Raw genomic sequence first — 20,141 nt, 5'->3', positions numbered from 1 at the left:
AATCCAACGGCTGGCGCGTGGGCTGGGATGACAATCCCAGCTTGCCATGCGGCATTTCGATGCTGGGATTGTCATCCCAGCCTACGTTCCTGGCGTCACTCGATTTCCAGCTTATAGCCTACTCCATAGATCGAGCGGATCGGATCCGGCCCGGGTGCCGCCTGCTCCAATTTGCGACGCAGGTTCTTGATGTGGCTGTCGACGGTGCGGTCGGTGACCACGCGATGATCCAGATACAGCCTGTCGAGCAGCCGATCGCGCGAGAACACCCGGCCGGGGCTGGCGGCCAACGTCTTCAGCAGGCGAAATTCCACCGGCGTAAGTTCGAGTGTGACGCCATGGAATATAGCGCTATGCGTGGCTTCGTCGATGCGCAGTAGCGTGCTGCTGCTCTGCTCACTGTGGCGCATGCGTCGCAGGATCGCCCTGACCCGTGCCACCACTTCGCGTGGACTGAACGGCTTGCAGATGTAATCGTCCGCACCCAGTTCCAATCCCACCAGCCGATCGATCTCTTCCACGCGTGCAGTAAGCATGATGATCGGCACTTCGCTGAAGCTGCGCACTTCGCGGCAGACATCCAGGCCATCGCAACCGGGCAGCATCAGGTCGAGCAGCACCAGGTCGGGCGGTTGCGTTCGGATAGCCGCAATCGCTTCACGCCCATCGGCCACCCAGCCGGCTTCGAAACCGCCGGCGCGCAGGTAATCACCCACCAGCGCCGCCAGTTTGGGTTCGTCCTCCACGATCAGGATGCGAGCGAGTGCCTGTGTCGTGTTATCCATGTCATGCATTCTCCAAGGGCAGGCGCACGGTTAACCACAGTCCTCCCAACGGCGAAGGGTGCGCATCGATCTTGCCGTGGTGCGCCTCGACGATGGCGCGCGAAATCGCCAGGCCCAGCCCGGCGCCACCGCTGGCGCGATTGCGCGAGCTTTCGGTGCGATAGAAGCGTTCGAACAGGCGCTGCAGGTCGGCCTCCGCCACGCCCGGCGCCGAATCCATCAGGTCGACCACGGCACTGTCGGCCATGATCCGGCAGCTCACGCGCAGCACGCCGCCGGCATCGGTATAGCGAGCGCTGTTCTCAAACAGGTTTACGAACAATTGATGCAGGCGGCCCTCGTCGGCGTGCACCGGCACGGGGATGGCGGGAAGATTCAACTGCAGATCGACATCCGCGCGGCGCAAGCGCTCGCGAAAGGTGTCGGCGACGCCCTCCAGCAGCTTGGGCAGATCCAGCTCCACCTTGCGGTAGATCATGGTGCCGACGTCGGCCAGCGAAAGCTGGTACAAGTCGTCGATCAGCTTGCTTAGCATGCCCACTTCGGCGTGCAGCGATGCGATCGCTTCCTGGTCGAAGCGGCGCACGCCGTCCTCCAGTGCTTCCAGCTCGCCGCGCATGATCGCCAGCGGCGTGCGCAGTTCGTGCGAAATGTCGGCCACGAACTGGCGCCGTGTGCGCTGGTTTTTTTCCAGCGCCACGGCGAGCTGATTGAAATCCCGCGCAAGCTGGCCCAGGTCGTCATGCGCAATGGCTTCCACCCGGATGGTGTAATTGCCTTCCGCCAGCGCATGCGTGGCCTTGGCAATGCGGTGCACCGGCGTCAACAGCGTGCGCGCCAGCCAGATCGCCAGCAGCGCCGCCAACACCAGTGCGCTAACGCCAATGATCCAGCTGGCGCGGTACTGCCCGCGCTCAAAGCGCAGGTCGCCGGCGGCGGTGACGTCGCGCAAGGGCAGCATCACCAGCCAGCCGACGGCGCGGCCGTTCACCACGATCGCCTGCTTCACCGAATGCATGGCGGTCACCGCGGCGGAATTGCCGAACAGCAGACGGCTCTGCGCATCCAGCAGCGCGAAGCGGAAGTCGGTGCCGGTGAGCACGGAAATCGAGCTGGGTGCGTCCATGGGCGGCAGCGCTGGCGGTGGATGATCATCCTGGCCCGGCGGCGAAGATTCCGGCGGACGCTCGCGCGGATCGCCGGGCTGATCCTGGTCGTCGACGGCATGCGGCGGCGGCAGGCCGGAAAAATGGCCCGGCCGCATCGCTTCCAGCCAGGCGTGCGGGTTGTTGCGCAGGAAATCCCAGCTGCCGTGTTCCCGGTACGCGGTGGCTAGCGAGGACGCCCCCGTCTGCATACGCTCGGTTTCCTGCTCGGCGAGATAGCCGAGAAAACCGCGGTCGAAGCTCAGTCGTGCAGCGACGCCCATCGCCAGCACCGTGAACACGGCGACAGTGAGCATCGCAAGAAACAGCTTGGCGGTGAGCCCAGGGCGCATGGCGTTAAGCAGGATTGAGTGGGGTCCCGGTTGCCATTAGCGCCGACAAGTCCGGACGCTTGCAAGCCAAACCCAAGCGATTCCACGCAATCTCCCAATTTCCTGCACAGTTCTGTCCAAAGCTTGGCCCGCTGCGGCGACTCATGCGCTGCCGAGGGAGCCGCGTCCATGCACAAGCTGTACAAAGACGATGTTCATGTCGAATACGCCTTGGCTCTACTGCAATTGCTTGAGCAGCAAGGCGTTTCCCGCGACCAGGCGTTGGTCGGCACCGGCATTGGCGCCGAGCAGCTGGCGGACGGCGGGCGCCTGACCACTCACCAGGATGCGCAGCTGCTCACCAATGCCGTGCGCTTGACCTGCGATCCGGGCATCGGCTACCGGATCGGCCTGCACAGCACCATCACCTGGCACGGCATGCTCGGCTATGGACTGATGAGTTGCCACAGCTTGCGCGATGCACTCGAACTTTGGGCGGCCTTCCTGGATTTGCGCATGGCCACATTCAGCCTGCGCCTGACCGAGCGCGATGGTTTCGCCCTATTGCTTGTGCACGACCTGTCCCCGCGCGCACCGATGCGCTTCTGCGCCGTCGATCGCCTGATGATCATGACGACGCGCCTTTGCGAGCAGCTCGCGCAACGCCCGCTGCCCGGCATGGAAATCTGGTACCGCGGCCCGGAGCCGCTGCACTATGCACGCTACCGCAAGCGCATAGCGGCGACGCGCTTTGAAACGAACCTGAGTCTGGTCCGTGTGCCCGCCGAAGAGCTTGATCTTCCGCTGGCGAACGCCAACGCTTCCACCCTGCGCTCCATCAAATCCCAATGCGAGCGCGAGCGCGCCCGCCTGCGCCGCTCCGACGACCTGGTCGTTCGGGTGATGGATCTGCTGCAAGACCACGAACGCATCGGCTACCCAAGCGTCCAGGACGCGGCCAAGCTGTTGTGCATGTCCAGCCGTACCCTCAAGCGCAAATTGCAACGCCTCGACCTCAATTTTCGCGGCCTGGTCGACGACGCACGCAAGGATGCGGTATTGCGCGATGTGCTGAACCCGTCGCTGCGCATGGACGAGATCGCGCTGCGCAGCGGTTATGCGGATCCGGCGAATCTCACGCGCGCGTTCCGCCGCTGGACGGGTGAATCGCCAAGCAGGTATCGCGCACGCCTGTTGTCCACGGGAATTTGAGCCGCCAGGGTGCTCCTTACCCATCGCAACCATGTCGCCGGATGGCTTCCGTCAGCCCGGTACCGCCGCCGTGCATATAGTCCAGCGCATAGAGTGCCTGGTCAGCATCCGTAGGGTCGAGCAAAAAGGGTTGCAGACGCCGGTTGAAGTCGGCGAATAGATTGAACTGGTCCGCCGAAGCGTAGTGTTTCGTGTGCTTGGACCAGGACAGATGCATGAGCGTGGCATACGAAGGCGCCGCGCGAATGGGAATGCCGGTCGATGCAAGCTCGGCAATCAGCGAGTCGCTGCCGTAATAGACCACATGACTCGACTCGAACACGGTTCGCATGGCGATAAGACGGGTGATTTTTTCCGTATCGTCCATGGCCGCATCGAACAGCCGTGGCTTCAACATGATGGCCACGGTGGAGCCGGGCGTGATCGAGGCATGCAGGTGACCGAGCGCGGTGACGATTTCAGCCGTGCTCAAGACCCGCGGCTGGCCGCTCGAATCGGTGTAGTTGCCGCCCAGCCATACGACATGGTCCGCGGCGGTGAGCCGAGTGTTGGGGCGATCATTCGCCGCGGCCGGTTGCGTGGACACTGTTTGGACAACCAGCGGCGCTGGCCAGATGCGCCCGGCTTCTTGCTGCACGAAAGCGTGGCCGGATGGATTTTTCAGCCTGAGCAAGGAAAGCTGCGAATCGGTAAAAAACAGATTCAGCGTGCCATGGCCGTGCAAGGCCCGCATCAGCTTCAAACCGCTCTCATCAATCACGTGCTCATACAGTCCTACCGTTCGCCCGGATAGCATCGCGGTCATCGCGGTGGAGCCGGCGATGTCATGCATGGCCGCTTGCCCCACCACTACAACGCAGCGGTACTGCGACATGTCCATGCCCTGCGCCCGATGTCGGGAAAGATTCAGCAGATCGGGGCGCGTGGCCTGCCAGCTGTTTTGCAACACCATGGCGCCATTGGCATCGCCACTGCTGCCCTTGGTGACGATAAGCACCGGTTTGGAGAACGGGTTGTGGACGTTTCCGGATGCGAGAGGGCAGGCCAGAAGAGCCAGCGCGAAAAGGGCAAGGCGAAATCGATTCATCGAAAATCCTCCCTTATGGAGCGGCACCAACGACCCGCGCAGGTGAGATTCCAAGCGTAGAAAATCGGGCCTCGGCAGGGTTTGTCCCGTGGCGCATCTTCTTCGCTGCCGGGCAATACGTATGTCGGGCCAATTGCCAGGGGCCTGTCATCCAGCGCCGCTGTGCAAAGCCAGCTTCCGGAGTTCCATTCGTCTTGCTCACGTCGCCGCGAAAAGAATGAAGCCCCGGCAACAGGGGACATGTTGCCGGGGCTTCGAGGGTCGTATTCCCCAGGGGAGGGGGAGAGGGAACCAACCCGATGACGACATGCAGGGGTCATGTCATCGCGCACCGCCCCACAAGCGATGCAAGATCTTTGAGTGCTTACCTTGCTACAAAGTTCGCGGCCGAAAGAGATGAACCGTATCGATGGCCCCAAATACCAAGCCAATGGCCTGCACGGACAACGAAATGTTTTCCGCCTGTCGAAACAGTGAGCAAGAGTGCAAAGAAAAAGCCCGATGCGACCGCGAATCGCACCGGGCTTGCGCCACGTCAAACCTTGCCTGTGTCATCAGCCTGCATCGATGGCAACCACCTCGCTTGCCGCCATGCCGAACGAAGGTGGCCGGTCTTCCAGCTTGGCGCCGAATTGCAGGTTCGGCGACTCGGACATGTGGAACTCCAGCACGCCACCCGCGGCCAGCTCCGCGTGGCTGATCCAGCTCTTCGTCCACGGCTTGCCGTTCCACGTGACCGACTGGATGTAAGGGTGGTTCGAAGCATTATTGAAGGTACGGATGACCAGCTTGCGCTCGCCACCCAGCGCAAGCTCCGCATGATCCAGGATCGGGCTGCCGAATACGTAGTTCGCGCTCACCGGGTCGACCGCGTACAAGCCCAGCGCACTCATGATGTACCACGCGCTCATCTGGCCGCAGTCTTCGTTGCCGGCCAGGCCATCAGGCTCGGGCGGGTACATGGTTTCCACCAGCATGCGTACGCGTGCCTGTGTCTTGTGATGTGCGCCGGTATACGCATACAGATAAGCCATGTGATGGCTGGGTTCATTGCCGTGCGCATACTGGCCCACCATGCCGGCGATATCCGGCGGCGCATCGGCCGGCAGCTTGGAGCTGGTGGTGAACAGCTCGTCCAGCTTGCGCTCGAACACGTCCGGACCGCCGAACAGGCCCATGTACGCGTACAGATCATGCTGATTGAGGAACGTGGCCTGCCACGAATTGGATTCGGTGAAGTCGCGCCACTGTTCAGAATGGCCCATGCCACGCGGATCGAACGGCTCCAGCCATTCGCCGTGTTCGCCGCGCGGGCGCACGAAGTTCATCTTGCTATCGAACACGTTGCGATAGTTGCGCGAACGGCGGCGCAACGCGTCGCCGAGATTCTTTTCGCCTGCCGCATCGGCCATGTGCGCTACGGCCCAGTCATCGTAGGAATACTCCAGCGTCTTGCTGGTCGCCTCCGGCTCCTTGTCGCTGGGGATGTAGCCGAGCTTGCGGTAGTAGGTCAGGCCACGGTAATCGTCGTCCATCGCCCGCTTGCGATAAATCGGCCATGCACGGGCGTAATCGATGCCGGTGAAACCCTTCGCTTGCGCCTCGGCAATCACTACCGCCGAGTGGTAGCCGATCATGCAACCGGTCTCCACCCCCTGCAGCGGCCATACCGGCGGGCCGTCCGGGCTTTCCTCGGCCATGCGCACCAGGCCGTTGACCAGGTCCGGCACGCGCTCGGACTGGTACAGCGTGTACAGCGGATGCAACGCGCGATAGGTATCCCACAAGGAATAGGTGCTGTAGTTGTGCTGCCCTTCCTGCAACTGGTGGATGCCAAGATCCATGCCGCGATAGCGCCCGTCCACGTCGCTGAACAACGTCGGCGCCATCATGGTGTGATACAGCGAGCTGTAGAACACTTTCAGCGTGCGCTCCGAAGACGACTGCACGCGGATGCGGCCCAGCTCGCGTTCCCAGGCATCCGCGGCGGCCTGTTGCACCTGTTCGAATTCCCAGCCGGGAATCTCCGCATCGAGATTACGCAGCGCACCGTCGATATCCACGGCGGAGATGCCCACCTTTACCAGCACAGGTTCTTTCGCTACGTCATCGATGTGCAGTGCAGCTTTCAGATGCGTGCCCTTGAGCTCGCCGCTGCCGCTGGGTGCGGCTACATCTTCCGAATACAGCGTGGCCTGCGAGAACGGTCGTGACAGCTTCAGCGCGAAATAGAGATAACGCCCTTGCGCCCATTCGTAGGCGCGCCGTCCTCCGACGATGGTGTCGTTGCCGATCAGCCGCAATTGCGCGTCGCTCAGCTTCAACGGGTCCTTGCCGAAATGGTAGCCATGCGTGAAATCCAGCAGCAGATGCCCGCTCCCCGCCTTGTGGAAGGTGTAGCGGTGCAGACCCGCGCGTGTCGTCGCAGTGAGTTCGGCGAGGATGTCGTGATCAGTCAGGTGCGTGCTGTAGTAGCCGGGGCGCGCGTGCTCCGCCGTAAAGCGCGAGCGATAGCCATGCCCCGGATGAGCCTTGCTGTGCTCCGTCAGCTGCGGCCCGGAGCCGGCCGCACCATCGAAGCGAGAATGGTAGTTCACCTTCGGCAGGCCGCGATCGCCCGGCTGCAACAGCACTTCACCCTGCGCCGGCATCACCAGTACATCAAGCATGTCCGAGGCGCCGGTGCCGCTCAGATGCGTGTGCGAAAAGCCCATGATCGAGCCATCATTCTGGTGATAGCCCGAGCACGCATCCCAACCGGTGTCGTTGGTATCGGGACTCAACTGCACCATGCCGAACGGCATCGTCGCACCCGGATACGTGTGGCCATGGCCACCGGTGCCGACAAAGACATCCACATACCGCGACACGCCACCCGCCTTCGCTGCCGCGCCCGTCGTGCGAGCGGCACGTGCTGCGGGATTTTCAGCCAGCCTGGCCAACGCCGGCAAAGGACCGCCCAGCGCAGCAAGCGCTCCCATGCCCTGCAGGAACCGTCGACGTGACACCATGCTGCTACTCCCCGGATGTTCTCGTTGTGGTGAAGTGGAGCGTCGGCGCTTAGCGTGCGGAACGCATTCACTTGATGGAGAGCAGGAGCGCAGTGGCGAGCCCTGCTCACCGATCGACTGTAAACGAAAAATTTGTCTCGATCCAAATTTTTCTTCGCCGAGTGTAACTGACTGATATAAAATGTTTTTGTCGGAATTTTGCGGCAATGCAAAATAGCTATGCCGTCCTGTTGCCGGCGTCGTCTTTCGGTTTTGCTTAACCGTGTCGCGTTTTCCGTAACCTTGTCGCAAGAACTTGACCCTGTCGCACGCATGCGATTGCCCATCGTTTTTTCGATGTTCCCGCTTGCGACGCGCCACCAGCGCTTCAGCGGTTTCCTGGCCACCATGCCGCAAGGGACGCACAAGGTGCTCAACCAGCAGCCACAGCAACGGGAGGTGGACGGATTGATTTGCCGCCCGACAAGTGACGCTCGCGGACATTACCACCTGACCGAGCTTGGTCGCAGCCTGCGGCCTGCGCTGCGCGCGTTGGCGAACTGGGGAAGGCTCATCATCGCGAGCTGGCCGTGGAGCACGGCCGTTCTGGCGAAGGCGGTTGATCGCTATGTGCACGATCGGCTCAGCGTCGGTGCAAGAAAAGCGCAGATAGGGGACCGGAGGCAGTTAAGACGCCACGTGATGACGGAAGTATGAAGAGGACTTGGTCGCCTCGTTTAACTACCACCGGCCCCGTTTCGTTTTGGCCACATTTTTTTCCCCTATCAGAAAAGCACCCTGCCATTTTTGGCTGGTCTCGACGCCAGGCGCTAGCTATACGGTGGCTGGAACATGCCGGGAAAACATCCGGCAATGTGCGCGGCCCGCCGACACAAACCGCTTGCAATACACGTCCACGATGGCAACGGTGGTACTTTGGACGGAGTCAGTTAGCAGGAGTCGTTCCGTCACGCCTGGGCCGTCCGAGTTGTCGATCGCCACGGAGACGAATGGCTGTTGGGCCATACCCATCTTTCGCAGCGACTCTGACTTGTTGACCGCCCGCGCCGCTCGTACGTACTGCATGTGTGTGTTGCCGACAAGCGCTTGCAGTTCGTAGCCGGTGGGCAACGGGACGATGTAGGTCTCGTATTGACCTACTGGTGCGGTGATTGTGAATTCGGGCAAGGTGGTGGGGTGGGTCTGGTCTTGGGCGGCACTGATGCCGCTCGCACACACGATACCGAGTGCAATCGTCGAAGCAATGATCACGTCTTTCATAGCGGGCTCCCAACGGACGCTTATGTCATGTCCGTAATCGAAGTTTCTTCTTGCGGAGAGAAACAAAACGAGCATGGTTCATTAAAAAAAACCATCTTCTATTTATTAGCGCCATGACTAAAGGCACATGGGATGCCATGACTAATTTGCGCTATGACTATAGTCACATGTGATGCTATGACTAAAGACACGGGGAGCGACTCGAAAGCATAAAAGCCTGCCATCGGACGGACACATGTCGGCTTCGAAATCGCATCCGATACCCGCCCTTCTGCATCGACACGCACCTGCTCTGCAAAAGAAGGCGACTTGAGGACATCCATCAAAAAGCTTTACAACTAAGCGCTTGCTTGCAAGCTTCGAAGGGTGATCAGACATTGGCGTCTAGTTGGACAGAGGCCGAATCGTTTCATTTCATAGCCTCCTGTCCCTTTTCGGGCCGGGACCACCTCTTGGATATTCCTGATTTCGCGGACATTGTCCCTCGAACGGTTTATCTCGACTCTACGTATTGTTTGAAGGCATCAAGCGTTCCCATCCAATAGAAGTGCAAATGCCTGTAGATAGCTGGGGTGGGAAATCCGGACGCCTCGAACTTCAGCACTGTTCGGTCCCCGTCGGCTTGGATTACGAAGCTTAGCTTCGTATAGCTCGACGGCTCGTCAGGGAGGCGGGACAAAGAGCTGAGATGTGTGAAGCTCAGCTCTTCGCAGGGTTGGAACGCCAGGACTACGCCCGTATTCTCGAACGAAAGGTGATGCTTACCGCGCACGACAATCGCACTTCCCGGCGTCCAGGCCGTTTCCACCTCGACGGAATAATCGTCACCGCCAAGCCATTCGCGCATGCCATGAAGGTTGACAAGATGCTTCCAGACCACCGAAGCGGGTTTATCAAGAACCACTTCTTCATTGAAGCAAGTCGGAATATCGCTGCCATCGTGAGACGATGGATTCATGGCACAAGGATCCAAGTCGGCGCATGCGGATCCTCAAGATTATCCTAGCTCGACCGGCCTAACGCCTCCCACACTTTACCCTGTTCAGCTACTCATCCATACGTTCGTGCGACGTTGCGCTAAGTAATTCCTGGCCCGATCGAGGTAGAGATAAATGACCGGTGTCGTGTAAAGCGTGAGCAGCTGTGAAATCAGCAGGCCACCTACAATCGTGATCCCTAGCGGACGGCGCAGTTCCGCGCCGGCTCCCGATCCGAATGCCAAGGGTAGAGCTCCCAGCAACGCTGCAAGCGTCGTCATCATGATGGGCCTGAAGCGCAGCAGCGAGGCTTCATAGATCGCCTCCATCGGCGCAAGCCCACGCTCTGTTTCGGCGTTTATCGCAAAATCGACCATCATGATGCCGTTTTTCTTGACGATACCGATAAGCAGGATCACGCCAATCAGCGCGATCAACGAAAACTCATCGTGCAGCAACATCAGCGCGCCCAGTGCGCCAATGCCCGCCGAGGGCAGCGTGGACAAGATGGTCAAGGGGTGGATATAGCTCTCGTAGAGCATGCCAAGGATGATATAGATCGCCAGGAGTGCTGCGACGATGAGCATGGGCTGCGTCGCCAGGGACGCCTTGAATGCCTTGGCGGAACCCTGAAACGTAGCCGTCAAGCCGGGAGGCTTCCCCACTTCGCTACCCTTGGCATCAATAGCCTCGACGGCTTCGCTGAGCGAATGACCTGGCGCCAGGTTGAATGACAGTGTTACTGCCGGGAATTGCCCATCGTGATTGACCGTAAGCGGCGCCACGCCGTGCTCCAATGTCATGAACGAAGACAGCGGTACCTGCTTACCTTCGCTGCCGGTCACGTAAATCAGCCGGAGGGCGTTCTCATCCAACTGGTATTTCGGATCGACCTCCAGTACGACACGATATTCATTGAGCTGGGTGTAGTAGCTCGCGACCTGCCGTTGTCCGAAGGCATCATTGAGCGTGTCATCCACCAGTTGCGATGTAATGCCGAGCCGACTCATGGTGTCGCGATCGAATACCAGCTTCAGGCGCGGCGCCACCGGCTCCAGGTCGGCTTCCACGTCCTGGATAACGGGAATCTCGCGCAGCGCCTTCAGCATGATCGGCGCCCATTGATGCAATTGGCCGAGGTTCGCATCGCGCAACGTGTATTGAAATTGCGACTTGCTGACACGGGCGCCGATCTGCAAATCCTGCCGCGCCTGTAGAGACAACGAAATCCCAGGGACCTTGGCCACCCTGGGCCGCAGCCGGTTGATGACGTCGTAGACCGATACCTTGCGCTCGCCGAAGGGCTTCAAGTCTATGGACAGGCGACCGATGTTGATCGAAGGATCGCCCTCCACCCAGTAGTACACATGCTCGATAGCAGGATCTTGCTCAACGACATTGGCCAGCGCGTGCATGCGCTCGACCATCGCCGGGTAGGAGATGTCCTGGGACGCCTCGGTCACGCCTGCGATGAGGCCATTGTCCTGCTGGGGGAAAAACCCCTTTGGAATGACCACGTACATAAACACTGTTCCGGCCAGCGTCGCCGCGGCGATCGTCAGCATCAGCTTCGGGTGATTCAAGGCGCGACGAAGCCCTTTGGCATAGGCGCTCTGCACTTGATCGAAGAAAGCCTCGGCCGCCTGATGGAATCGTCCACGCCCGTGTGCGGTCTGGCGGTTGAGCAAAAGCGCGCACAAGGTTGGCGTAAGGCTGAGCGATACCGCGCCGGAGATGAGGATCGCCACACCGGCAGTGACCGAAAACTCCCGGAACAGCCGCCCTACGACTCCGCCCATGAACAACAGCGGGATGAAAACGGCCACCAGGGACAAGGTCATCGACAGGATCGTAAAAGCAATTTCCCCCGCACCGGAGAGCGCTGCCGACCTGGGTTCCTGGCCGTCTTCGATATGCCGAAGGATGTTCTCCAGCATGACGATCGCATCGTCAACCACGAAGCCGATGACCACCGTCAATGCCATCAGCGATACGTTGTCCAAGCTATACCCGAGCAGCTTCATTACCGAAAAAGTGCCGAGAATCGAAATCGGTATCGTGAGCGCCGGAATAAGGGTGGCGCGCACGTCGCGAAGAAAGGCGTACACGACCGCTACCACCAGCGAGATGCTCAGCAGCAGCGTGAATTGCAAGTCGATGACAGACGCCCTGATCGTTTGAGTACGGTCGCCAAGCACGGTGAAGTGAATCGAAGCGGGAAGGTCGCGCGACAAACGGGGCAATTCGGCCTTGATCCGGTCGACGGTCTCGTTGATGTTGAAACCGATCTGTTTGTGCACATCGACAATGACGACCTGATGCCTCCTATACCAGGCGCCTTGCCGTACATCCTCGACGCTGGGCACGACATTCCCAATGTCGCGCAAACGAACGGGACCGGCATTCCGGTATGCGACAATCAGGTTCGAGTAGGTTGCCGCATCAACGAGCTGGTCGGTGGCGTCCAGTGTTACAGCCTGGTGCGCGCCATTAAGCGTCCCCTTGGGTGCATTGGATGTCCCATTGGCAATCGCGGCACGAACGTCTTCCAGGCTTATGCCGAGCGAGGCGATCGCCTCCGGATTGACCCGTACGCGCACCGCGGGCTTCTGCTGCCCGTGAAAATCGACCACACCTACCCCCTGGATACGGGCAATTTCGGGCGCGAGGTAGGTCTCCACATAGTCGTCGACCTTGTCGATAGGCAGCAGATCGGAGTACACCGCCACGCTCATCAGCAGCGCATCGGCCGGATTTGCCTTCTCGAAGGTGGGCGGATGCGGAAGCGTCTTGGGCAAGTCGCCCGCCGCGGCATTGATCGCCGACTGCACGTCCAGCGCCGCCCCGTCGATGCTGCGCGAGAGATCGAATTGAACGTCGATGGAACTGGAACCGAGCGAACTAGTCGACGTCATTTCGGTGACGCCCGGCATGTTCGCCAGGGCGCGCTCCAAGGGAGCGGTCACCGCCGTGGCCATCGTTTCCGCACTGGCGCCTGGAAGATCGGTGTTGATGCTGATCGTCGGAATGTCGACCTGAGGCACCCCAGCGATGGGCAATGCCGCGTAGCAGGCGATGCCCAGGAACAGCACGCCCAACATCAGCAGCGACGTGGCCACAGGCCGGTTGATGAAGATCGCCGAGATAGAGGAGGATCTCATGGGCTCGGCCTGTCAGTGGCTTCGGTGCGGGTGGTCGACCGCGCTTACGGGGGAGCCATCCTCAAGCTTGAACTGACCCTCCACAACCACTCGATCCCCCTTCGAAAGCCCTTGTTCGACGACGCTTTGCCCATCATTGGTCGGCCCTATCGCGACCTTGCGCAGCTCCGCCGTCTGATCCTGGCTTACGACAAAAACGTAGGTGCCGTTTTCGCCTTGCTGCACAGCGGTGGACGGTACCGTCACAGCATCGTGCTGCACGGCAAGCACGACCTTCAACGATACGAACTGCCCCGGCCATAACATCTCACGCCCATTCTTGAACGTGGCCTTGCAATGGATGGTGCCAGTGCTCGGATCGATCTGATTGTCGATAAGGCTAAGTGCCCCTTGGTCGAGCACCTGGCTTGCATCGCGATTGCTCGCAATCACCGTTACAGTCCCGCGCTGACGCTCTGAAAGCAGCGCAGGAAGCGCATCCTGCGGCAAGGTAAAACTCACGTAGATCGGATGCACCTGGGTGATCAGGACCAAGCCGTTGGTGTCCGTCGCGTGGACCATATTGCCCGCATCCACAAGCCGCGCGCCTGTCAGACCATCAATCGGCGCGCGAATAGAGGTATAACCGAGCTGGATGCGCGCATTGTCGATTTGGGCCTGATCCATCGCGACAGTCGCTTTCAGCTGAGCCGCCTGCGCACGCGCTCCGTCCAGTTGTTGCTGCGGATAAATCTTCTGGCTGGCGAGGTACGTGTACCGCTCGACGTCGCGCTCGACGTTGGCCAACTGCGATTCGTCGTGCGCCTTCTGGGCGAGCACCGCATGAAGTTGCGCCTCGAAGGGACGCGCATCGATCTGCGCCAGAAGGTCGCCCGCGTGGACGTATTGTCCCTCCTGAAAAACGACCTTTTCCAAAGCGCCATCGACGCGCGAGCGCACAAGAACGCTATTGAAGGCTTGTACCGTGCCAATAGCCGACAACAGGTTGGGCGCGTCTACCTGCTCCGCGACGCCAACGACCACGGGAATCCGATCCGGCCTGTTCTTGGTTTTTGCAACGACGTCTGCCGGCGTCAGCGCGTGCAAAACAAACCATGCAACCAGCAAGACAACTGCAACTACTACCAGTGTCAACCACTTAGCCACCGAATGCCGTCCCCGCAAGAACCCACGGCAGCCTACAGAGGGAACCTTACAGCCTGATTAGGAAAGGCGTATCGCCAGCCACCAAGGGTTTATGCCTGCAACAGAATTCGATTTTTTACAGCCATGTGACCACGCCTGAGATGGAGTGACACACCGAAGAGACTGGATCACTCCCAACGGGCAGAGCTATGCTGTGCCCTCACGCAAATATAAAGGGGAGTACAAGGATGGCCATTACACGCCAAGTCATTACCTCATTGCAGCGCGACGGCACGGACATGCTCGGCACCAAGGCGCTGGCGGTAAAAATCGTCGACGAAAGCATCGTGTCGGGTTCGTTGCTGACGGTGGAAAGCAATCATTTTTGTGTGCTCAAGTCGCGTGGCGCGGTGTTGAATGTCTATGAAACCGGCCAGTACGCCCTCACTACACCGGACAAGCCGCTGCTGGGATCGATCGCCCAAGGCTTTTTCGGCGGGTCCTCGCCTTGGGTTTTCGAAGTCATCTACATCAATCGTTCCAAGTTGCTGGTGCGCAACACCGGCATTGCCACCAGCGCCGAAATGGCCGAAATGGCCTACCAGGTCGACTACTACATCCACGTCGACAGCAAGCAGGCCGCGCTCGACCTGATCACCCATCTTCCCTTCAACGGCAACTTCATCGATACGCGCGAAGTGGCCGACTATGCCGGTCCCGCCATCGAACAGGCGATCAACCAGGTGGTGCAAGTCACCAAGATGGAAGACATCAACGAGCACATCAATGACATCCGCGAGTTGGTGAAAAACCACCTGACGGATTTCCTGAAGATCTACGGCATCATGCTGAACGATCTGAAGGTGCTGATCCTGCCCAAGGACGATCGCATGCGCGAGCTGATCTCCCTGCAGGCGCTTGGCCTGACGCCAGTGGAAGCGGTGCGCTACTACCTGGCCCTGCGCATGGCCGAAAAGGGCCTGGTTTCCGCGCCCAATGCCGCCGCCGGCATGCCGTTCAACATTGGTGGCCAGCCTACCGGCATGTATTCGGTGAGTGGCGACACGGGTCTGGGCGGCGGCTCGGCGTGAGCGCCGGTTTCTACGACGCCGGCCCGCTGCGGCAAGTAGCGATCAACCTTTTCCACGGCTGGGGCTACAACTTCTACCGCAAGGAAAACCAGCTTCGCGCCGACGACCTGTTGGTGCGAAGCAAGGCCGCGTGGTTGCTTGGAAGAGCGCGAGCGGGGGTGGAAGCAGCGGAGTCGGCGTATCGGCGGACGGAACTGCCGCCGCCAACGCGCGAGCATCCCTTCCCATCCGCTCAGGCCGTGGCAGGGGCACAGAGTCTAGAGCGCTTGGCCCAGGCCATCGGCACGCTCAAGGGCAGAATCGAAGCGCTGCCCGCACCCGAAAACGATCGCATGAGCCAGCGCTACCGCAGCGAAGCGGCCACGCTGGAAGCCTTGGTCACTCACGATGAGCAACTCATCGGCCAGGCCGAGTTGCTGCGTTCGCTGGTCGAGGACGTGGACGGCAAGGCTTTGCTCGCCGCTCTGCCCGATCTGGAACGTGGGTTGGCCGCCATCCAGGGAACCTTGCATGATCGAGAGGCTACCCTCGCCGGCTTGATCGGTTGATTCCATTGGCCAGTATTACTTCGGAGCGTTGCGTGGCAGGAAGGCTAGTACCAGCCACGCGGCCAAAGCGATCAGGTCGAGCCACGCGAACCAGTCGCCCCATTGCGCATACAACGTGTGTGTGTCGCGCAGCGGAAGATCGCCCACCAACTCGGCGTCGCCTCCCTCGCTGGATGCTTCTGCCACGACACGACCGCGATCGTCGCTAAGGGTGAGCCTGCCGGCATGGGCGGCACGCGCGATGGCGAAGCCGCTTTCCACGCCGCGCATGATTGCCATGCGGCTGTGCAGCCAGCCGTCGATGGTGAAGTCCGAAGCCGGTACCAGCAGCATTTGGGCATGGCGCGCCGCATAAGCCCAGCCGATGTCGTGGAAGTCCATGTCTTTGCAAATCGCCAAGCCAATGCGGGGCGTACCTTCAAGCATGGTGTAGCTGTTACCCGGGGTAAACGGGTCCATGCCGATGAGCAGATGATGCTTGTTGTAGGTGGCCGGCGACATCGCCCCTGGCTGGAACACCATCAACATGTTGCGCCGCGCTTGCGGATCACCGCTGGAGTCGAGGCCAGTGCCCACGATCAGGTCGCGCTGACTCGCCAGCTGGGCGAACGCGGGAATGCTCGCATCAACGCTGGCGAAGGTAGTCTCCGGGGCGAGCACGATATGGGCGCCGTCATGGGCGAGACGGCTGAATGCATCGATGTAGCGTGCCTCCAGAGCTTGCCCGCGTGGACTGTCCAATGCCGCCTGGGTCGGCTTTTGCAGCGATACCAGGCCAATGCGTATCGTTCCTGCTGCCGGTGCTTGAAGTCGCCAGTCGCCATAAGCGACGGTGCCGAGGACGAGAATTGCCGTAAGAACAGCCACTGTGATTCGGCCCCGCTTCGAGGCGTGCGGTGCTGACTGCACCGCGATGGCAGTTGGCAGCAGAAGCAAAAGGAAGCCGATTCCCCAGATGCCTGTGACGGCGGCAATCTGAATGACGGTAAGCGCATCCATCTGTGTGTAGCCGATATTGAAGAACGTGGCGTGTGGCGAAAGCAGGTTGTTTACATATTCAGCCGCTACCCAAACGGTCGGCACCGCCAATGCGGCAGCCAAAGTATGGCCTCGTAGCAGCAATCGCCGGAACAGCAGCACGCATAGCACCAGGATGACGCTACACAGGCAGATGGCGTACACCTCCACAGCGGGAGGCAGGCCAATATAGGAGTGGATGTAAGCCCAGAGATTGAACTCGCCCGCCGCATACGCCACGAAGGCCGCCAAGCTGGCCCAGTGCGCGCGGACACGCGGTGCGAGCCATAGCACCGGCAACGGCGCAAGCCATGTCAGCCGCCATTGCGGATGCACGCCGCTGCCGAACCACCAGCACAAGGCGGACAGCGCTGTCGCTGCCAGCCAGGCCGCCAGCAGGAAAGAGTCACGTTTGGATGCCATCGAGCAACCTCCTCATGGATTGCTTGTAGAAGGCGCGGAACTGCGCCTCGTCGTAGCTGAAACGCCCGGCCCGATAGAGCGCGATCAAGCCATGTTGATGCGCCCACATGGTCATCGCGACGTCGTAGGGATCGTCCTGTTTCAGTACGCCCTGGGCCATGCCTTCGATCACCGCGTCGATCACGACATTGAAGGTGGGCGAATGGCGTGCGCGAAAGTCCTCGGGATAGCGCCGTGCATCATCGCGGCGCACCGAAAAAGCGTGATCGAATAGATGCGGATGGCTCAGCGCGTAGTCGAGATAAGGCTCCTGCAAGGCGATCAGTCGCTTGAGTACGTCCGAGTTGCGTGAGCGTGACTCCCATTCGTGCGCGGCGCTCTGGAAGCTGTCGTCGGAAAGCTTCTTCAACAATGCGTCCCGGTTGGGAAAATGGCGATAGATGGCCATGGGCGTGATACCCACCGCATCGGCTACGCGACGCATGGTCACGGCGTCGGCGCCTTCGCGCTCGAACACCGCGTGGGCGGCCTTGAGGATCTTCTCGGAGGTGGTCAGGCGAGTCATGTATACAGTGTATACATGCTCGTCGTGACGATACAAGACGTACTAATGGGCTATGCATGCCTCGCAGACAGCTGGCTCAACGAAGAGAGACACCACATCGGCGTCTCTCTTCCGTCGCCTTGGAGGTGCAAGGCGCTCACTTAAGCCGTGTCAGGTCGGCCTTGAACGCGGTGACCCAGGTTTGGCCGCCATCCTGGGAGTAGGCAATCTCATAGCGATGCCCGTTGGCCGTGATATTCGACCAGACTCCGCGAACCAGCACGGTGCGGCCCTTATAAACCTCGGTGCCGAAGAACTCGCCACGGCCTTCCTTGAAGCTGCCGATGGTTGGCGCCTCCATCTCTCCCGAGTCGCCGTCGACGTAGGTCTGGCTCCATTGCCTGGCCTTGGGGTTATAGACGAAAAGCGTCGCGCCTTCCCAATGACCATTCGGGCCGTCGGCTTCGATTTCCTCCAGCCAGGCGCGGCCCTTCCAGACCGGCCGTGCCGTCTTCGTGCCGTCCATGGTCACCGTATGGGTTCCACCATCGAACGGGTCCAGCACCTGCGTGGCATGCGTATGCCAAACCCCTCGCGCAAAGTCGAAATCATGCGCGCCGTCGCGAGGCGGTTCGGCCCATGCATTGAACGACAAGCAGGTGAGCACGCCAGCAAGCAGGGCGCCGCGTAACAACACTTTCCACATCATTGCACTCTCCGTCCAACCAAGCCTGGGCCAGACTTTAGGCAAAGCCTGTCGTCACAGCTGGGCCAATCGGAGGAATTTAGGGTGGGCCACTGCGCCGCGAGCGACTAGAGGACGCGCCGTAAAGCCTTCAGGCCCTGCTCGATGCCTTCCAGATCAATGGCTCCGTAGCCGAAAACCAGGCCCTGCGACGTGGGCGGGCCAAAGAAATAGCGTTCGAAGGAATGCAGATGCACGTTGTGCTCCAACAATCCCGCTGTGACGCGTTCCAGGCACCTGGCCTGGGTGGAGAACGCGGCCACATGCATGCCGTAATGGGACGGCATCGGTGACAGTTGCTCGGCGAAATCCGTGCGGAGGATCTTCTCAATCAGATCCCGTCGTTTCCGATAGACATCGCGAAGCTTGCGCACATGCCGCGCCAGATGCCCTTCCGCGATGTAGTGCGCCACAGCCATCTGCGTAAGAGTCGGGCAATGCCAATCCAGACAGTTCTTCGCGGTAATCAGCGCCGGCATTGCCCATTGGGGTGCCACGACGAACCCCAGCCGCAACGCGGGGAACATGCACTTGGAGAAGGTGCCGACGTAGAACACGTCATCCGCGGTCGCCGTGGAGCGCAGCGCTTGCAATGGCGTGCCGTCGTAGCGAAATTCCCCGTCGTAATCGTCCTCCACGATCACCGCTCCATGCTGGCGAGCAAAGTCGAGCAGTGCCGCTCGCCGCTGCGCCGACATCGATACGCCGAAGGGAAACTGGTGCGAAGGGCACACGCAGACAATCTGCACCGAAGCAGGTAAGGCGTCGACCATCAGCCCTTGCGCATCCACGGGTATGGGCACGAGCTTGGCGCCGGCAGCGAGAAACGCTGCGCGCATGGGTGGGTAGCCCGGATCCTCGATGGCGACCGTCGTAACCCCGGGGGTCACCAATACTCGGGCGAGCAGGTCGAAGGCTTGCTGTGCGCCGGCGGTAACCAGCACATCATCGGGCTGGCACACGATCGCACGTGAGACACCAATGTGTGTCGCGATCGCCGTTCTCAGCGGGAAATGACCCTGGTTGCCTTGTGGACTCTTGAAGGTCGGCGGCTTCAACTCCATGCGCCGCAGCTGCTTGGCACTGATCCGGCGAAAGACCTCGAAAGGGAACAGCCGTGGATCGACCAGCGCGGGCCGGAAGTCCAGCGATGCGCTTGCCCGCGCCGCTCTTGCGTGCTGACTGTCGTGCCAGAAGTTGAGCGCCTGGGCCAGCTCGGGCTGCCGCCATAGCGAATTCAGGCGTGGATCGGGTGTCTGCGGTGCCGGAAAGCGTTCGCGCGGCGGACGGCTTTGCTTCGGCGCTACATAGGTTCCCGACCCTTGCCGGGATTGCACCAGGCCTTCGATGGCCAGCTTCGCGTAAGCCCGGGCCACCGTGTTTCTTGATACCCCGAAAAAAACCGCCGACTGACGCTCCACCGGCAGCTTGAACCCGGGAACCAGGCGGCCATCAAGGATGGCGGCGCGCAACTGCGTGTAGACGGAATCCGCCGATCGACGGCTTCCGGTGGGGGGTGGGGCAAAAGCAATTTCGAACAGACTGCTGCTGCCCTTCATATCACTCGCCACACATTGATTCCTCCGAAGTGGCTTCAAGCCATTCGCCGAACACATCTTAACCCCGTGATACGTGACCGACTTCGACCTCAATGACCTTCGGCCGATCCTGGTCATCA

Annotated in this window: 16 protein-coding genes; 4 read left to right on the top strand and 12 right to left on the bottom strand. The window is 60.6% G+C overall.

Translation table 11 applies throughout. From position 1 onward, the window contains the following. Positions 1-95: 95 nt before the first annotated feature. Positions 96-785: a response regulator gene (locus QQJ96_RS09980; protein ID WP_284331843.1), complete on the bottom strand. Its 690-nt coding sequence runs from the start codon at positions 783-785 to the stop codon at positions 96-98. 1 nt (position 786) lies between these two features. Then, positions 787-2,283 (bottom strand): sensor histidine kinase efflux regulator BaeS, encoded by a 1,497-nt coding sequence (gene baeS / locus QQJ96_RS09975; protein ID WP_284331842.1) that lies wholly within the window; start codon positions 2,281-2,283, stop codon positions 787-789. A gap of 168 nt (positions 2,284-2,451) precedes the next feature. Between baeS and QQJ96_RS09970 the strand changes: the two genes are divergently transcribed. After that, positions 2,452-3,474, top strand: a complete 1,023-nt coding sequence (locus QQJ96_RS09970; protein ID WP_284331841.1) for an AraC family transcriptional regulator — start codon at positions 2,452-2,454, stop codon at positions 3,472-3,474. Between the two features lie 16 nt (positions 3,475-3,490). On the opposite strand, the gene QQJ96_RS09965 is transcribed toward QQJ96_RS09970, so the two are convergent. Continuing rightward, positions 3,491-4,561: a hypothetical protein gene (locus QQJ96_RS09965; protein ID WP_284331840.1), complete on the bottom strand. Its 1,071-nt coding sequence runs from the start codon at positions 4,559-4,561 to the stop codon at positions 3,491-3,493. A 554-nt stretch (positions 4,562-5,115) separates the two neighbouring features. Continuing rightward, complete coding sequence (locus QQJ96_RS09960) at positions 5,116-7,572, bottom strand: GH92 family glycosyl hydrolase (protein WP_284331839.1); 2,457 nt, start codon at positions 7,570-7,572, stop codon at positions 5,116-5,118. A gap of 336 nt (positions 7,573-7,908) precedes the next feature. On the opposite strand from QQJ96_RS09960, the gene QQJ96_RS09955 reads away from it, so the two are divergent. Continuing rightward, entirely contained in the window at positions 7,909-8,268 is a 360-nt protein-coding gene (locus QQJ96_RS09955; protein ID WP_284331838.1) for a winged helix-turn-helix transcriptional regulator, read from the top strand. Positions 8,269-8,385: 117 nt separating this feature from the next. Here QQJ96_RS09955 and QQJ96_RS09950 read toward each other — a convergent pair whose 3' ends face one another. From QQJ96_RS09950 to QQJ96_RS09935, 4 genes are all read right to left on the bottom strand, one after another. Continuing rightward, on the bottom strand, positions 8,386-8,832 hold the full coding sequence (locus QQJ96_RS09950) for a hypothetical protein (RefSeq protein WP_284331837.1): 447 nt from the start codon (positions 8,830-8,832) through the stop codon (positions 8,386-8,388). Positions 8,833-9,325: 493 nt separating this feature from the next. Next, positions 9,326-9,790 carry an SRPBCC family protein gene (locus tag QQJ96_RS09945; RefSeq protein WP_284331836.1) on the bottom strand — a complete coding sequence of 155 codons (465 nt, stop codon included), beginning with the start codon at positions 9,788-9,790 and terminating at the stop codon, positions 9,326-9,328. A gap of 84 nt (positions 9,791-9,874) precedes the next feature. Then, positions 9,875-12,910, bottom strand: coding sequence for an efflux RND transporter permease subunit (locus QQJ96_RS09940; RefSeq protein WP_284331915.1), 3,036 nt, complete (start codon positions 12,908-12,910; stop codon positions 9,875-9,877). 72 nt (positions 12,911-12,982) lie between these two features. Continuing rightward, positions 12,983-14,104, bottom strand: a complete 1,122-nt coding sequence (locus tag QQJ96_RS09935; protein WP_284331835.1) for an efflux RND transporter periplasmic adaptor subunit — start codon at positions 14,102-14,104, stop codon at positions 12,983-12,985. A gap of 239 nt (positions 14,105-14,343) precedes the next feature. Here QQJ96_RS09935 and QQJ96_RS09930 point away from each other — a divergent pair, with 239 nt between their 5' ends. Further along, on the top strand, positions 14,344-15,186 hold the full coding sequence (locus tag QQJ96_RS09930; RefSeq protein WP_284331834.1) for an SPFH domain-containing protein: 843 nt from the start codon (positions 14,344-14,346) through the stop codon (positions 15,184-15,186). Next, complete coding sequence (locus QQJ96_RS09925) at positions 15,183-15,734, top strand: hypothetical protein (RefSeq protein ID WP_284331833.1); 552 nt, start codon at positions 15,183-15,185, stop codon at positions 15,732-15,734. The genes QQJ96_RS09930 and QQJ96_RS09925 overlap by 4 nt, the downstream gene beginning before the upstream one ends. 15 nt (positions 15,735-15,749) lie before the next feature. Here QQJ96_RS09925 and QQJ96_RS09920 read toward each other — a convergent pair whose 3' ends face one another. The 4 genes from QQJ96_RS09920 to pdxR form a co-directional block, all read right to left on the bottom strand. Continuing rightward, positions 15,750-17,174 carry a nitrilase-related carbon-nitrogen hydrolase gene (locus QQJ96_RS09920; RefSeq protein ID WP_284331832.1) on the bottom strand — a complete coding sequence of 475 codons (1,425 nt, stop codon included), beginning with the start codon at positions 17,172-17,174 and terminating at the stop codon, positions 15,750-15,752. Then, positions 17,158-17,739: a TetR/AcrR family transcriptional regulator gene (locus tag QQJ96_RS09915; protein WP_284331831.1), complete on the bottom strand. Its 582-nt coding sequence runs from the start codon at positions 17,737-17,739 to the stop codon at positions 17,158-17,160. Before QQJ96_RS09915 ends, QQJ96_RS09920 begins: the two co-directional genes overlap by 17 nt. A gap of 136 nt (positions 17,740-17,875) precedes the next feature. Beyond that, on the bottom strand, positions 17,876-18,427 hold the full coding sequence (locus tag QQJ96_RS09910) for a hypothetical protein (protein WP_284331830.1): 552 nt from the start codon (positions 18,425-18,427) through the stop codon (positions 17,876-17,878). 104 nt (positions 18,428-18,531) lie between these two features. Next, positions 18,532-20,034, bottom strand: a complete 1,503-nt coding sequence (gene pdxR, locus QQJ96_RS09905) for a MocR-like pyridoxine biosynthesis transcription factor PdxR (RefSeq protein WP_284331829.1) — start codon at positions 20,032-20,034, stop codon at positions 18,532-18,534. Positions 20,035-20,141 lie beyond the last annotated feature (107 nt).

Source organism: Dyella flagellata (genome assembly GCF_030160275.1).
In the GTDB taxonomy this organism is placed as follows: domain Bacteria; phylum Pseudomonadota; class Gammaproteobacteria; order Xanthomonadales; family Rhodanobacteraceae; genus Dyella_B; species Dyella_B flagellata.
The sequence above is the reverse complement of the archived record's forward strand: the minus strand, read 5'-3'. Positions and strand labels throughout refer to the sequence as shown.

Bases quoted from the DNA above. Each gene is read 5' to 3' on its own strand.
- QQJ96_RS09910 (WP_284331830.1), bottom strand. From the start codon at position 18,427: ATGATGTGGAAAGTGTTGTTACGCGGCGCCCTGCTTGCTGGCGTGCTC.
- QQJ96_RS09970 (WP_284331841.1), top strand. From the start codon at position 2,452: ATGCACAAGCTGTACAAAGACGATGTTCATGTCGAATACGCCTTGGCT.
- QQJ96_RS09940 (WP_284331915.1), bottom strand. From the start codon at position 12,910: ATGTTGGGCGTGCTGTTCCTGGGCATCGCCTGCTACGCGGCATTGCCC.
- QQJ96_RS09965 (WP_284331840.1), bottom strand. From the start codon at position 4,561: ATGAATCGATTTCGCCTTGCCCTTTTCGCGCTGGCTCTTCTGGCCTGC.
- QQJ96_RS09930 (WP_284331834.1), top strand. From the start codon at position 14,344: ATGGCCATTACACGCCAAGTCATTACCTCATTGCAGCGCGACGGCACG.
- QQJ96_RS09960 (WP_284331839.1), bottom strand. From the start codon at position 7,572: ATGGTGTCACGTCGACGGTTCCTGCAGGGCATGGGAGCGCTTGCTGCG.
- QQJ96_RS09980 (WP_284331843.1), bottom strand. From the start codon at position 785: ATGGATAACACGACACAGGCACTCGCTCGCATCCTGATCGTGGAGGAC.
- QQJ96_RS09945 (WP_284331836.1), bottom strand. From the start codon at position 9,790: ATGAATCCATCGTCTCACGATGGCAGCGATATTCCGACTTGCTTCAAT.
- QQJ96_RS09920 (WP_284331832.1), bottom strand. From the start codon at position 17,174: ATGGCATCCAAACGTGACTCTTTCCTGCTGGCGGCCTGGCTGGCAGCG.
- QQJ96_RS09950 (WP_284331837.1), bottom strand. From the start codon at position 8,832: ATGAAAGACGTGATCATTGCTTCGACGATTGCACTCGGTATCGTGTGT.
- QQJ96_RS09915 (WP_284331831.1), bottom strand. From the start codon at position 17,739: ATGACTCGCCTGACCACCTCCGAGAAGATCCTCAAGGCCGCCCACGCG.
- baeS (WP_284331842.1), bottom strand. From the start codon at position 2,283: ATGCGCCCTGGGCTCACCGCCAAGCTGTTTCTTGCGATGCTCACTGTC.
- QQJ96_RS09955 (WP_284331838.1), top strand. From the start codon at position 7,909: ATGTTCCCGCTTGCGACGCGCCACCAGCGCTTCAGCGGTTTCCTGGCC.